Below are 14,084 nucleotides of genomic sequence, written 5' to 3'. Positions count from 1 at the left end.
CGGAATCGGCGGGCACCCGGACTGCCTAGCCCCTCGTGACCTCGCGCAGCTCGCCCGTGGCCACGTCGTAGACGAAGCCGCGAACCGCGGTGGGATACAGGAGGAACGGGTCGGCCTCGACGCGCGCCAGCGACTGGCGGACGTCCGCCTCCGGATCGGGGAACGACTCCGGCGCCCACCGCGGCCTCAGGCCGGTGTCCGCGTGGATCTGGTCTTTGAAGTCGTCGTCGCGGAAGGTGAGCATCCCGCAGTCGGTGTGGTGGATCAGCACGATCTCCTGGGTACCCAGCAGTCGCTGGCTGATCGACAGGGAGCGCAGGACGTCGTCGGTCACGACGCCGCCGGCGTTCCGGATGACGTGGGCGTCGCCCTCCGTCAGTCCGAGGAGGCCGTAAGGATTGAGGCGGGCGTCCATGCAGGCGACCACGGCGACCTTGCGGCCGGGTGGCATGGGCAGGGCGCCCTTGTCGAAACCGGCCTTGTAGGCCTCGGCGGCCTCGAGCAGTTCATCGGTGACGGTCATGGGTGGGAATCTAACCCCGGCCCGGCGGCCCGCACCAGGGTTGCGCTCGCCCTGACGAGATCTTGTAGGGCAGCGGATGCAGCATTGCCCGAACCGTCTCGCCCGAACCGCCCCGCCCGGGGCGTCACTTGCGTAGAACTTGTCCTCGTACAGGTTTAAGAAACCGACTTAAAGGTGGCGTAGTGGGAACTCTAGACGGCCGGGTGGCAGTGGTCACCGGCGCAGGGATGGGCATCGGACGCGGCATCGCGGGAGCTCTCGCGCGGGAGGGTGCGGCGATCGTGGTCGCCGAGATCAACGAGGCCGCCGGCGCCGAGACTGCCGCGTGGTTGTGTGCCGAGTGGGGCGCGGAAGCGCAGTTCGTGCGCACCGACGTCACCGACAAGGACCAGGTCGTGGGCATGGTCGACGCGGCGGTCAGCCGGTTCGGTCGACTCGACATCCTGGTCAACAACGCCTGGAAGGGCTCGGGGTTCGCGCGGCTGGAGAACATGACCGATGAGAACCTCCGATCGGGTTTCGACATGGCGGTGATGGCCGCGTTCTGGGCCATGCAGGCCGCCCTGCCGGAACTGGAGAAGCATGGCACCGGGCGCGTCATCAACCTGTGTTCGTTGAACGGCGTCAACGCCCACATGTACTCGGCGCAGTACAACGCGGCCAAGGAGGCGCTCCGCACGCTCACCCGCACCGCCGCCCGGGAGTGGGCGCCGCGGCAGGTGTGCTGCAACGTCATCTGCCCGGGCGCGCAGAGCGAGGCCTACAAGCGCGTCGCCGAGGCCAACCCGGAGATGGCGGCGGGCATGGCGGCCGCCAACCCGATGGGCCGGGTCGGCGACCCGCTCGAGGACATCGGGCCGGTGGCCGCATTCCTCGCCGGGGACGCGAGCCGCTACCTGACGGGCAACACGCTGTACGTGGACGGCGGGTCGCACATCAACGGCGTGCAGTGGGCGCCGTCGGTCGAGTAGGAGTACGCGGTCCGGGACCTCCCGGCGGTGCGGCCCGGACCGATCCACCGGTAGCCGCCTGGCCGGCGGGAACGCGGCATTGACCGCGGCCTCGCGCGTAGCGAGTTCGGGTTTTCGGTTCTCGAACTACCGCAGCGGCATCTCGTGCACCTCACGCACGAACTCCGGCAGCGGTGCCGCGTCGCGCAGGACCCGGGCGATCGCCGGGTCGGCCAGGTGCAGGCGGCCCACGGAGATGAGGTCGAACTCGCCTCGGCCCATGGCGTCCACCACGGCGTCGATGTTGTCGGCGGAGTGGGTCGGCTTGCCGGTCTTCTGCTCGCGCAGCGAGGTGCCGATCCCCACGCCGCCCACCGCTCCGGACGGCAATCCGGTCAGGCGGCGGGCCCATCCGGCGAGCGTCACCTCGCCGTCGTCCCCCTCGAGGTCGGGGAAGGCGGGGTCGTCGAAGCGGCGGGTGGAGGCGTCGAACAGGTCGACCCCGGCGTCGGCGAGGGCGCCCAGGTAGACGGCCAGCTCGTCGGGCGTGGTGGCCTTGCGGGCGGTGTAGTCCTGCTGGGTGTGCTGGGAGAAGCGGTAGAACAGCGGGGTGTCCGGGCCGATCGCCTCGCGCACCGCGGACACCACCGCAGCGGGGTAGCGGCTGCGCGCGGCCAGGTCGCCGCCCCAGGAGTCGGTGCGCTGGTTGGTGTCGGCCCAGACAAAGGCGTCGAGGAGATAGCCATGGCCACCGTGGAGGGTCACGCCGTCGAAACCGGCCCGGGTGGCCAGCGCGGCGGACCGGGCGAAGGCAGCGATCGTCTCGGCGATGTCGGCCTCGGTCATCGGCGCGACCTCAGGGAGCCAGCGGGCGATGCTGCGCTCGGAGTAGGTGGTGACACCCGGGGTGCCCCAGCGGCCGGACGGGCGCATGGGGTGCATCTGCATCAACCGGTCCCGGTCGGGCCGGTCGAAGCGCGCGTTGGCGCCCCACAGCGGGCCGACGTGCCAGAGCTGCGCGAGGATCCGGCCGCCCGCGGCGTGGACCGCATCGGTCACTGCCCGCCACGCGGCGACCGACTCCGGGCCGTCGAGGCGGGGGATCATCGAGTGGTCGACCGAGGTCGGGTGGTCCACGCCGATGCCCTCGGTGACGATGAGCGCGGTGCCGCCGGCGGCCCGGTCGGCGTAGTAGTCGCGGTTGACCTCGTCGGGCAGTCCGCCCGGGCAGCCCATGCGCGTCATCGGGGACATGACCAGGCGGTTGTCCAGTTCCAGGCTGCGCACCCGGAAGGGCCGGAACAGTGCCTCGCGGGAGGTGGCGACCAATGGCGTCATCACGTGTGACCTCTTCTTCTCCGGTGATGAGGGTCCCCGAGGGCACACGCCGGCGCCGTCATCACTTGACGACTGTCAATACTATCGGAGTCGGGCGGGGCGCGACGGGCCTTGGAGCTACCGGTTCCGGGAGACGCGGTGGGCCGCACTGCGAGCGAGTCGCCCAGCGTTGGCGTCGGCGAGCAGCGCGTCGACGGTCTCCTGCGCGCAGGTCTTGTTGGAACCGATGAACCCGCGCGGGCCGCGCTTGATCCACCCGACCACGTACGCCCCCGGGACCTCGGTCCCGTCGGGACGGTCGAGGACGCGGCCGGCGCGGTGGGGGATGGTCGCCGTGACCGGGTCGAACGGCACCCCGGGCACGGGCACGCCGCGGTACCCCACCGACCGCAGCACCAGCCCGGCCGGCAGGACCTCCTCCGAGCCCGGGAGGACGACCGCACGCACGCCGTCCTCTTCGGCCGTCAGCTCCGTCCGGGCGATCCGCAGGCCCTCCACTCGCTCTCCGCCGAGGATCTCCACCGGCGCGGCCTGGAAACGCAGGACGATCCGGGGGCTGCCCGTCCGCGGCGGGCGCGCGGCCACCTCCGCCAGGCATTCCAGGGTGAGCCGCCGCTGCAGATCGGGCTCCGCGTCCGGGGCGATCCCGTCCGGGGCCTCGACCCGGAGGTCGATGTCCTCGCGCGCGGCCAGTCCGACCAGTTCGGGGAGGGTGAACGCCGCCTGCGCGGGCCCGCGCCGACCCAGCACGACGACCTCGCGCACGCGACTGTCCCGCAGCGCCGCGAGGGCGAGGGGTGAGATGTCGGTCCGGGCGAGGGACTCGGCAGGGGTGGCCAGGATCCTGGCCACGTCCAGCGCGACGTTGCCGTTGCCCACGATGACGGCTCGTTCGTGATCGAGCGGGACCCGGGCGTCCACATGGTCGGGGTGGGCGTTGTACCAGGACACGACCTCGGTCGCGGACATGCTCCCGCGTCGGTCGAGGCCCGGGATGTCGAGGGGGCGATCGGTACTGGCCCCGGTGGCGTAGACCACGGCGTGATGCTGCGCGGCGAGCTCGTCGACGGTCAGGTCCCGGCCGATCTCGACCCCGAGCCGGTAGTCGAACCCGGGCTGGGCCTCGATGAGGGCGAACAGGTCGGTCACCGCGCGGGTCCGGGGGTGGTCGGGAGCCACACCGTGCCGGGCGAGTCCGTGGGGGACGGCCAGGCGGTCGAAGACGGTCACCCGGGCGCCCGGTTGCCTGAGCAGCTCGTCGGCGGCGTACAGCGCGGCGGGGCCGGCTCCGACGATCGCCACCCGCAGCGGCCCGCGGGCGGGCTCCAGTCGGCGGATCGCGGGGACGGGCGCCTGGGGCGGGTACGTCCGGCCGGGCTCGCTGAGCGCGGCGTTGAGGTCGAGGAAGACGCGCTCGTCGGGGGCGAGGCGGTCGTCGGGCACGATCGCGCCGACCGGGCACGCGCCCACGCAGGCGCCACAGTCCACGCAGACGTCGGGGTCGATGTAGAGCATGTCGGCGGTGCCGAAGTCCGGCTCGTCCGGGGTCGGGTGGATGCAGTTGACCGGGCAGGCGTTGACGCACGAGGCGTCGGCGCAACACGCCTGGGTGACGACGTGGGGCATCAGGCGTGGGTCGAGAACGTGACCGGCGGTTCGCTGCGGTAGCGGGAGGCGCGACCGTCGATCTTCAGCGCGCGCCAGACGCGCCGCGAGAGCGGGGTCATCAATCCGGACTGTTCGGCGAGCATACGGACGTCCGAGAACAGGTCGGAGAGGAACTCCCTGGAGGCCGGGCCGTCCCAGTACAGCTCGTCCACGACCTCGCGGGGGATGTCGAACTCCTCGCGGAACTCCCTCGTGGGCTTGAGGATCGCGTCGCACAGCACCCGCATGATCACGGGGAAGGCCAGCGACACCGCGAACTTCTGACCCCGGCTCAACCGGGAGGCGTGTCGGGCGACGTAGGTGTGCGCGAAGGAGATGTGCCGCGCTTCCTCGGCCACGTGGATCTCCATGATGCGGCTCAGGACGGGCGGGATCTCGTCGGCGCCACGCAGGATCTGCTTCTGGGTGTGGTCGATCGGCTCCTCGCCGGCCAGTACGCCGATGAAGAAGCCCACCGGTGCGAGGGACGCGAACAGGGGGATGATCGGTGAGGCCCGACGGATCCAGCGCGGCAGCCCGGGCACGTCGGCCCCGATCAGGTTGACGCCCTGCTGGAACATCTGCGTGTGATGGCATTCCTCGGTCGCCTCGTGGGTGAGGTACCGGAACTCGGCGGAGCCGTTGTCCAGGGTCGAGACGTACTGCATGATCCCGCGGATGAGGATGTTCTCGAACTGCAGGCCGACTTTCATGATGTTGGCCTGGCGCCACAGGCCGATCTCTATCTGGGTCTCGAGCGGCAGTCCCCGGTACCAGGGATGGGCGCCCAGGGGATCGGTCGCCGCGGGCAACACCCAGCGCGCGTCACTCCGGTCCACCCGGAAATCGGGGTGGTCCCAGGGCACGTCGACGAACGCGTCGAAGTGGCGCCGGACCGACGCTTCGGAGAGCCTGAGCAGGGTGGCGTCGTACTCTTCGCGAGACGTAAGTGGTGCGGGCGAGTCCACGGTCATGGCGATCCTTCCGTTCCGGCCTCGGTGGACCGGGGTGGCGAGACCGAGGAGTACAGAGTGACAACTTCGGTCTCTTTGTACCTCAGGCTAGGCAGGCGGATGCGCGGTGTCAACGATCGGGTGCTCCCTACTCGCCTGTCGGGCGGTCCCGCCGGCCCTGCAGTTGCGGGCCGAGGTGCGTCCGGGCGAACTCCCGTGCGACGTCGGGATCGTCGAGGTCGATGGTGGTCGACGGGGTGAGGACGAACGAGATCACCAACCGGACCGCCACCTCGGCGGCGACCAGCAACTCCTCGTGCGTCCGGGAGTCGTCGAGGTCGGTGGCCATCTCCGCGGCCAGGAACTCGGCGCTGCTGCGGACCAGCGGTTCGCCCCGGACGGTGAGATAGGGGACGGAGACCTCGGGCTCGCTCTCCAGGAGCCGGTTGAGCAGGCTGTGTCCCCGCAGGGTGTCCACGATGTAGAGGAAACCCTCGGTCAACTTGGACTCCACGTCGTCGTACCGGTCGATCTCCTTCTTCAGACCGGCCAGGATCCGCGCCGATTCGCGGAGCAGGACGGCATTGACCAGTTCCTGCTTGTTGGCGAACCGACGGTAGAGGGTCATCCGGGACAGTCCGGATCGCCGCGTGATGTCCCCCATGGTCGACCGGGTCACCCCGAACAACTCGAACTGCCGCATCGCCGCGTCGATGAGCTGCTCGCCCATCGCGTCGGTGGTGCCGCCGGGGACCTGGCGGTCCAGAGCGGCCCGGAGGAACGCCGCAGCGGTCAGGGGCAGATTCGACGTCATGGGCGGATTATCCCCCAGGCGGCCGGCGCCTGCCGGGGTCAGTGCGACACCCGGCTACTCCCACCCCGTCGCCCGAGCGTCCGACGCGTCGCGGGAGCGAGGGCCGCTGCCAGGTTGAGTGCGGTCAGCGGCGTGAAGACCCACCAGAAACCGTGGAAGAACCGCCGCTGCTCGGCCGGTAGCCCGGCGACCACGTCCCACAGCAGGACGAGCTCCCCGGCGATCCACCCGGCGTGGACGGCGGCCACGCCGGTCACCAGGTACCGGTCGCGGGCCGGGACGGCGCGTCCGTCACGAGCCGCGCGGAGCGCTCGGACGACGAGCGCCGACGAGGCGAGACCGGCCACGCCCGACCCGGCCAGGATGAGCCCCGGGCCCAGATAGTCGCGGAACGGCGTGCCCGACAGCCACGCCGTGTCGAAGTGCAGCGCCGCACCGTCCGGGGCGGAGGCGAGGCCGTAACCTCCCCCGAGGGCCATCACCGACCAGAACGACGTCCCCGCCACCAGGTAGTAGCTCGACCACGGTCTTCCAGTACTCATGTCGCACCCTTCCGTCCGGGGGCGGCCGGACCGGTCGAGGCCAGGGCCACCCGGATCGCCTCGTCGATCCCCGTCATCTCCCAGCCCGGACGCACCAGGTCCGCGGACGGACCGGCGGTCACCATGTCGTGATGCAGGCTCTCGACCAGGGCGGCCACGGTGACGGGATCCTGCGCGATCACGGGAGTGAGGCCCGCCGCCACCAGGTCCCACGGCACACCGAACACCGGCACCCGGATCGTCGGGGTCCGGGCGACCCGCGAGAAGCGGCGCAGCAGTTCGGGGTAGGTCAGGGTCTCGCCGCACCCGAGGTCACCGTGGCCCGTCCCGGGTGCGCCCTCGAGGGCGTGGCACAGCGCCTCCAGGACGTCGCGTTCGGAGACGGGTTCGACCCGCTGGCGGCGCATCCACCAGGGAAGAGGCTGGATCGGCAGGAGTTCGCAGAGGGCGCGCAGCACCTCGAAGCTGGTCGACCCGGCGCCGAGCACGACGCCGGCCCGGAGGGTGAACACGGGCGTGGGTCCGGCGGACAGCACCTCCTCCACCTCGAGGCGCGAGACCATGTGTCGGGACAGCGGCCGTGCACCACCGCCCGAGGGGGCCAGGCCCGAGAGGAACACGCACCGGCCGGTACCCGCTGCGGCCATCGCGTCGCGCATCGCCGCCGCCCCCGCCGCGTCCTCGTCCCGGAAATCCGGGCCGGCGGCCATCCGGTGGACCAGGTAGACCACCGAGTCCGCTCCGTCCAGGGCGTCGGCGAGGCACGAGGGATCCAGGACGTCGCAGCGGACCGGCCGGACGCGGCCGGCCCACTCGAAACCGGACGCCCGGCCCGGGTCGGTGAAGCCGGCCCGGACCCGGTGTCCGCGGTCCAGGAGGGCGGGCACGAGCCGCGAGCCCACGTACCCTCCGGACCCCACCACGAGGACTGTCATGTCGCCACGGTTCCAGAGCCTCGCCCACCCCGCCAGGTGTTCGGTCCACCCATCGACGGAAATCCTGAACAGTGTCCGCGACCGGCGTCGACCGGACGCGGCGGGCGGGGGAGGCGATGAGGCCGCGAGGCGACCTAGCCGGCGTCGAGGTCCTGCTCGATCAGAGCGGCGATCTCGGCCACAGCGTCGGCGTTCTCCCCGCTCACCAGCACCGCGGCGCCCTTCTCCGCCCCGAGCGCCATGATGAGCATCGCGGAGGCGGCGTCGGCGTCCTCGCCCTCGAAGGTGATCTCGATGTCGGTGTCGTACTTCTCAGCGGCCTCGGCGATGATCCCGGCCGGGCGGGCGTGCAGCCCCTCGGCGGATCCGACGATCACGGTCTGACTGGGCATGGAGTCTCCTGGGATAGCGGGCGAGCGGGCGAGCGGGTGGGCGGGGAGAGGTGGGTGGCGAACTCAGGCGGCGACCGCGACGGGCGCGGCCTCCGGCACCTCGACGGGATCGCGGCGGGCGCTCTTGGCCACGATCACGGCGGTGGTGGAGACCAGCATCCCCGCGAGGATGGCCACGAGGTAGCCCCACACCGGGTTGATGGCAAAGACGACGAACAATCCGCCGTGCGGAGCGTAGGACTCCACGGAGAACGCCATGATGAGCGCGCCGGTCACGGCGCCGCCGGCCATCATCGACGGGATCACCCTGAGCGGGTCGGCGGCGGCGAACGGGATCGCGCCCTCGGTGATGAAGCTGGCGCCCAGCAGGAACGCAGCGCGGCCGTTCTCCTGCTCGACCTCGCTGAACAGTCGACTGCGGAGGACCGTCGCCAGGCCCATGGCCAGCGGCGGGACCATACCGGCGGCCATGACGGCGGCCATGATCTTGAGCGAGGCCGGGTTGTCGGCGGCCAGTCCGGCGGTCGCGAACGTGTACGCGGCCTTGTTGATCGGACCGCCCAGGTCGAAGCACATCATCAACCCGAGGATGACGCCCAGCAGGATCACCGACGAGCCGGTCATGCCGTTGAGCCACGACTCCAGGGCCGAGGTGAGCGCGGCCAATGGCCGTCCGAGCAGGAGGAACATCAGCAGGCCGATGGCCAGGGAGCCGAGCAGCGGCATGAGCACCACCGGCATGAGGCCGGACAGCCAGCGCGGGGTGTTCCACGTGGACATCCACCGCACCAGGTAGCCGACGAGGACGCCGGTGATGAGCGCGCCGATGAACCCGGCGCCCAGGGTGGCGGAGATGGCGCCGCCGACGAAGCCCGGCGCGATGCCCGGGCGGTCGGCCAGTCCGTAGGCGATGTAACCGGAGAGCACCGCGATCATGAAGCCCATCGCGGCCTGCCCGATCGCGAACAACACCGCGCCGAGGTACAGCCGCAGGCCCGCGTGGGTGAGCATCTCGGCCCCGGCGGTGCCGGCGCTGACGATCTCGCCGTCGAGGTACCAGATCTCGCCGGGCAGGTCGGTCAGGGAGAACCCGGTGGCCAGCTCCTGCCAGACAAAGGCGACGTCATAGCCCGCGAAGAGGAAGCCCAGCGCCAGCAGCAGACCACCGGCGGCCACGAACGGGATCATGTACGACACACCGGTCATCACCGCCCGCTGCAGCCCCCGCGCCCAGTGCTCGTCCTTCCCGGACGACCCCGCGGACTCGCCGCCCCCGGATCCGCCCGAGACCCGGCGGGCGTCGGGGTTGATGGCGGCGGCCAGCGCCTCGTCGAGCACCTGCTCGGGGGAGTCGATCGCCTTCTTGACGCCGTACTCGACCACCGGCTTGCCCACGAAGCGGCCGCGGTCGCGTACGCCCACGTCGGTGGCGAAGATGACCGCGTCGGCGGCCTCGATCACCGCGGGATCGAGCGGGGTGGCCCCGGCCGAACCCTGGGTCTCGACCTGCAGGTCCACCTCGCGTCTGGCGGCGACCTGGGCCAGCGAGTCGGCGGCCATGTAGGTGTGGGCGATGCCGGTCGGGCACGCGGTCACGGCCACCAGGCGGGGCCGACCGCCGCCGGCCGGGTCCGTGGTCGCGGTCGTTGCGCCGCCCACCGCCGCGCCCCCTGCTGCCGCGCCCCCTGCCGCCGCGCCGCCCGCTGCCGCGCCCCCTACCGACGCGCCCCCTACCGACGCGCCCTCTACCGACGCAGTGGAGCCGGACGTGGATGCGGACGACGACGACGACGACGAGGCGTCCGCCGCCGGTGCGAGCACTCCCTGGATCACCGCGACGGCGTCCTCGGGCGTGGCCGCCTCGCGCAGTGCGGCCACGAAATCGGCGCGTACGAGGCTGCGGGCGAGGGTGGCCAGGAGTTTGAGGTGTTCCTTGCCGCCACCCGCGGGCGCGCCGATGAGGAACACCAGGTCGGCGGGCCCGTCCTTGGCGCCGAAGTCCACGGGCGGGTCGAGCCGGGCGAACCCGAGGCTCGGGGTCCGGACGGACTCGGACTTGCAGTGCGGGATCGCGATCCCGCCCTTCATGCCGGTGGCGGCCTTGGCCTCGCGGGCCAGCAGGTCGGTGATCATGGTCTCGAGGTCGTCGGCGCGGCCGGCGTCGACGACCGCTCCGGCCAGTGAGCGGATCACCTCCTCCTTGCTGCTGCCGAGGTCGGCGTCGAGCCGCACCGTGGCGGTCTCGATGATCGGTTGGCTCATGGCCTTCCTCCGTGTCTTCTGCGAGGTGTCTCGGGTCGGGTGGGTCTGACTGGGGAACGGGGTTCTGGGCTCGGCGGGCGAGTCAGTCGAGCCTGAGCAGGGTGGTGCGGAAGGTGGCGGGGTCGAGCCCCAGCGGGATCCCGGTACCGGGCAGGGAGGCGGCCACGCTGCCGTGACTGACCGCCCAGGCCAGGCGCTCCTCCGGTCGGGCCCCCCGGGCCTCGGCGAGGAGGTACCCGGCGAGCGCGGAGTCGCCGGCCCCGACCGTGGACCGGACCCGGATGGCGGGGGTGCTCGCGAACCAGGCCTCGTCGTCGTCGATCAGGACGGCGCCGGCGCCGCCCAGGGTGACCAGCACCGTTCCCACGCCTTGTCCGCGCAGCGAGCGGGCGGTCTCCACGACCGGGGCGAGGTCGCCGCTGGCCGCGCGGCGCTCCAGTTCCACGCCGTCGACCCCGGCGAGCTGGCCGAGCTCCTCGCCGTTGGGCTTGACCAGGTCGGGGGCGGCGCCGGGCAGCCGGGCGGCGAGGGCGGCCAGCGGCGCGTCGGAGGTGTCGACGGCGAGGCGGGCCCCCGAGGACCGGAGTTCGGTGACCAGGTCGGCGTAGAAGTCGTCCGGGACGCCCCGCGGCAGCGACCCGCACAGCACCACCCACGCCGCGCCGCGCGCGAGGTCGGCGACGGTCGTCCGCACGCGGAGGAGGGTGGCCTCGCCGGCCTCGGGGCCGGGGGCGTTGATCTTGGTGGTGGTGCCGTCGGGGTCGGCGAGGGTGAGATTGATCCGGACTGGGCCGTCCGCGGGGACCACGGTGGTGAGGACCCCGGCGCCGGCGCACATGGCGACGAACGGGTCCTGCGCCGGGGCGGGGAAGACCGCCCGCGCCTCGACCCCGCCCGCGGCCAGCACGCGGGCGACGTTGACACCCTTGCCGCCGGGGGAGTCGTCGACCTCGGCGATGCGGTTGACGCCGCCGACGGCCAGCGGCGCGGAGAGCGTGGCCGTGCGGTCCACGGACGGGTTCATGGTGAGGGTGAGGATCATGGCAGGAGGACCTCGATTCCCCGGTCGTGGAGCGCGGCGGCCAGTGGGCCCGTGGGTGGGACGTCGGTGACCAGCACGTCGATCAGGTCGAGGCCGGCAAAGGAGACCAGGAACTCGTGCCCGAACTTGCTCGAGTCCGCGAGCACGGCCACCCGCCGGGCGGCGCGGCACATCGCGGCCTTGACGGCGGCCTCGTCGGGGTCCTGGGTGGTCAGGCCGCGCTCGGCGTGCAGGCCGTTGGTCCCGAGGAACGCCACGTCCACGCGGATCGCGTCCAGCGCGCGGAGTACCGACGCGCCGACGCACGCCCCGGTCAGGCCGCGCACGGCGCCGCCGAGCAGGTGGAGGCCGGGCGCCCCTGAGCGGTGGAGACAGTCGGCGAGCGGGACCGAGTTGGTGATGAGTGCCAGTTCAGGGCCGTCCGGACGCGCCTCGCCGAGGGCGTCCGCCAGGCTGGCGGTGGTGGACCCGGCGTCGAGGAGGATGCTGCCGCCGGCCGCGGGGAGCAGGCGGAGCGCAGCCCGACCGATGGCCGACTTGGCGGCCACGTTCTCCGACCGGCGCGCGGCGAGGGTCCGCTCGACGCGGCCGCCGGGGACGGCGGGGACCGCGCCGCCGTGGGTGCGCTCCAGGTGACCTTCGGACTCGAGGACGGAGAGGTCGCGCCGGATGGTCTCGGCGCTCACGTCCAGCCCGGAGGCGAGGTCGGCGACGGCGACCCGGCCCGAGGCGGCCAGTGTCTCCGTGATGCGTCGCCGTCGTTCGCTGCCGTACATCGTGGGACCGACCCTTCGTTGTTGACCGATTGTGTGGAAGTCTGCCCGATCCGGTTGGAAAGTCAAGTCATTTTAGTTAGTCTCGTCACAATTCCGGTGCGCGCCCCGAACGGCGAGCCCGATCCGCTAAGGAGTCCCCATGTCGCAGGAATCGCAGACCGGTCAGGTCATCCGAGGGACCGGCGTGGTGGCCGGTCTCGCCTACGGAGCCGCACGGTGGGTCGGGCGCACGGAGCAGCCCGACGGCACCGACAGCTCTGACGGCCCAGCTGTCGGTGCCGCCCCGGGGACGCCGCCGAGCGAGGAGCAGCTGGAGAGGGACCGGGAGCGCTTCACCGCTGCCGCCGCGACGGTCGCGGGGAGGCTCGACCAGCGCGCGTCACAGTCCACGGGCGTGAGCGCCGAGGTGCTGTCCGCCAACGCCGTGCTCGTGCGGGACCGGGGTTGGGCCAAGGCAGTGGTCAAGGAGTTGAAGAAGGGCCTGGCCGTCGAGGCGGCCACGGTCGCGGCCACCGAGACCTTTGTCGCGATGTTCGCGAAGGTCGGCGGCCGCCAGGCCGAGCGCATCACCGATCTGCGGGACATCTGCGCTCGTGTGGTGGCCGAGCTTCGGGGCCTGCCCGAACCCGGCATCCCCGAGTTCGACGAGCCCGGCGTGCTACTGGCCGACGACCTCGCCCCGGCCGATACCGCGGGCCTCGACCCGGAGAAGGTGCTGGGGATCGTCACCGAGCACGGCGGCCCGACCTCGCACACCGCGATCATCGCCCGGCAACTGGGCATCCCGTGCGTGGTCGCCGCGTCGGGGCTCACCGGGGCCCGGGACGGCGCGCTCGTACTGGTGGACGGGGGAGCGGGAACGGTGACCGTCGACCCGCATGAGGGGCCCGCGTCGGCCGCCGCCGCGGCGGACAAGAAGTTGCGCACGAAGGCGGCCGGGTGGTCCGGTCCCGCCGTGCTCGCCGACGGGCACCCGGTGCGTCTGCTGGCCAACGTCCAGGACGCCGGCAGCGCCGAGGCCGCGGCGGCGGGACCGGCCGGCGGGATCGGGTTGTTCCGCACCGAGTTGGCGTTCCTCGACCGGCCCACCGAACCGACGCCCGACGAGCAGGCCGAGCTCTACGCCCGCGTGTTGGGGGCGTTCCCCGACGCCCGGGTGGTCACCCGGACCCTGGACGCGGGATCGGACAAGCCGCTGGCCTTCGCCGGGATGACCAGGGAGGACAATCCCGCGCTCGGGGTGCGCGGGATCCGGGTGGACCTGCTGGACCGCGGGCTGGTGGACCGCCAGCTCGACGCCCTGGCCGAGGCGGGCCGTCGGGTGGGCGGGGCGCAGTCCGCACCCTGGGTGATGGCGCCCATGATCGCGACGGTCGACGAGGCCCGGGACTTCTCTCACCGCTGCCGGGAACGGGGTCTGACCCCCGGGATCATGGTCGAGGTCCCGTCGGTGGCCGTGACGGTGGACCGCTTCCTGCCCTACGTCGACTTCCTGTCGATCGGCACCAACGACCTCACCCAGTACGTGATGGCCGCCGACCGGATGTCCTCCGACCTGGCGGCCCTCACCGACCCGTGGCAGCCCGCCGTGCTCCGGCTGATCCGGGCCGTCGCCGAGGCCGCGAGCAGCGCTCCGGACGGGCGCACGGTCCCGGTCGGCGTGTGCGGCGAGGCCGCGGCCGACCCGAATCTGGCGTGCGTGTTACTCGGGCTGGGTGTCAGCTCGCTCTCGGCGGCGACCGCCGCGCTCCCCTTTGTCGGGGCGGCGCTGGCCGAGGTGACGCTGGAGGAGTGTCGGGGATTGGCGGCGGCAGCGCTGGACTGCGACACGGCCCGCGAGGCCCGGGACGCGGTGCTGGCCCGGCGAGCCTGAGCCCCCTCGGCGCCCCACCGGCCCCACCGGCCCCACC

The 14,084-nt window shown here is 72.4% G+C and carries 13 protein-coding genes; 2 read left to right on the top strand and 11 right to left on the bottom strand.

What is annotated here, in order from left to right:
• Positions 1–25: 25 nt before the first annotated feature.
• Positions 26–523, bottom strand: a complete 498-nt coding sequence (locus R4P08_RS01745) for a carbonic anhydrase (protein ID WP_317812026.1) — start codon at positions 521–523, stop codon at positions 26–28.
• A gap of 182 nt (positions 524–705) precedes the next feature.
• Between R4P08_RS01745 and R4P08_RS01740 the strand changes: the two genes are divergently transcribed.
• Positions 706–1,494, top strand: a complete 789-nt coding sequence (locus tag R4P08_RS01740; RefSeq protein WP_317812025.1) for an SDR family NAD(P)-dependent oxidoreductase — start codon at positions 706–708, stop codon at positions 1,492–1,494.
• A gap of 126 nt (positions 1,495–1,620) precedes the next feature.
• Here the strand turns inward: R4P08_RS01740 and R4P08_RS01735 are convergent, their stop codons facing one another.
• From R4P08_RS01735 to R4P08_RS01690, 10 genes are all read right to left on the bottom strand, one after another.
• On the bottom strand, positions 1,621–2,811 hold the full coding sequence (locus R4P08_RS01735; protein ID WP_317812024.1) for a 12-oxophytodienoate reductase: 1,191 nt from the start codon (positions 2,809–2,811) through the stop codon (positions 1,621–1,623).
• Between the two features lie 117 nt (positions 2,812–2,928).
• Positions 2,929–4,437, bottom strand: a complete 1,509-nt coding sequence (locus tag R4P08_RS01730; RefSeq protein ID WP_317812023.1) for an FAD-dependent oxidoreductase — start codon at positions 4,435–4,437, stop codon at positions 2,929–2,931.
• Positions 4,437–5,432: a diiron oxygenase gene (locus R4P08_RS01725; RefSeq protein WP_317812022.1), complete on the bottom strand. Its 996-nt coding sequence runs from the start codon at positions 5,430–5,432 to the stop codon at positions 4,437–4,439. The genes R4P08_RS01730 and R4P08_RS01725 overlap by 1 nt, the downstream gene beginning before the upstream one ends.
• Positions 5,433–5,559: 127 nt before the next feature.
• The gene (locus R4P08_RS01720; RefSeq protein ID WP_317812021.1) at positions 5,560–6,225 is read right to left on the bottom strand and encodes a TetR/AcrR family transcriptional regulator; all 666 of its coding nucleotides are present in this window, start codon (positions 6,223–6,225) and stop codon (positions 5,560–5,562) included.
• Positions 6,226–6,263: 38 nt separating this feature from the next.
• The gene (locus R4P08_RS01715; RefSeq protein ID WP_317812020.1) at positions 6,264–6,767 is read right to left on the bottom strand and encodes a hypothetical protein; all 504 of its coding nucleotides are present in this window, start codon (positions 6,765–6,767) and stop codon (positions 6,264–6,266) included.
• Entirely contained in the window at positions 6,764–7,702 is a 939-nt protein-coding gene (locus R4P08_RS01710) for an NAD(P)H-binding protein (RefSeq protein WP_317812019.1), read from the bottom strand. Before R4P08_RS01710 ends, R4P08_RS01715 begins: the two co-directional genes overlap by 4 nt.
• 134 nt (positions 7,703–7,836) lie before the next feature.
• On the bottom strand, positions 7,837–8,094 hold the full coding sequence (locus R4P08_RS01705) for an HPr family phosphocarrier protein (RefSeq protein WP_317812018.1): 258 nt from the start codon (positions 8,092–8,094) through the stop codon (positions 7,837–7,839).
• Positions 8,095–8,157: 63 nt separating this feature from the next.
• Positions 8,158–10,356, bottom strand: a complete 2,199-nt coding sequence (locus tag R4P08_RS01700; RefSeq protein ID WP_317812017.1) for a fructose-specific PTS transporter subunit EIIC — start codon at positions 10,354–10,356, stop codon at positions 8,158–8,160.
• 82 nt (positions 10,357–10,438) lie between these two features.
• Entirely contained in the window at positions 10,439–11,398 is a 960-nt protein-coding gene (locus R4P08_RS01695) for a 1-phosphofructokinase family hexose kinase (RefSeq protein WP_317812016.1), read from the bottom strand.
• The gene (locus R4P08_RS01690) at positions 11,395–12,174 is read right to left on the bottom strand and encodes a DeoR/GlpR family DNA-binding transcription regulator (RefSeq protein WP_317812015.1); all 780 of its coding nucleotides are present in this window, start codon (positions 12,172–12,174) and stop codon (positions 11,395–11,397) included. Before R4P08_RS01690 ends, R4P08_RS01695 begins: the two co-directional genes overlap by 4 nt.
• A gap of 139 nt (positions 12,175–12,313) precedes the next feature.
• On the opposite strand from R4P08_RS01690, the gene R4P08_RS01685 reads away from it, so the two are divergent.
• Positions 12,314–14,047, top strand: coding sequence for a phosphoenolpyruvate--protein phosphotransferase (locus tag R4P08_RS01685; protein ID WP_317812014.1), 1,734 nt, complete (start codon positions 12,314–12,316; stop codon positions 14,045–14,047).
• Positions 14,048–14,084 lie beyond the last annotated feature (37 nt).

The sequence above is a fragment of the Rhodococcus sp. IEGM 1408 genome (genome assembly GCF_033142235.1).
Taxonomy (GTDB): domain Bacteria; phylum Actinomycetota; class Actinomycetes; order Mycobacteriales; family Mycobacteriaceae; genus Dietzia.
Note: the sequence above shows the minus strand (reverse complement) of the source record. Positions and strands in the feature narration are given on the sequence as shown.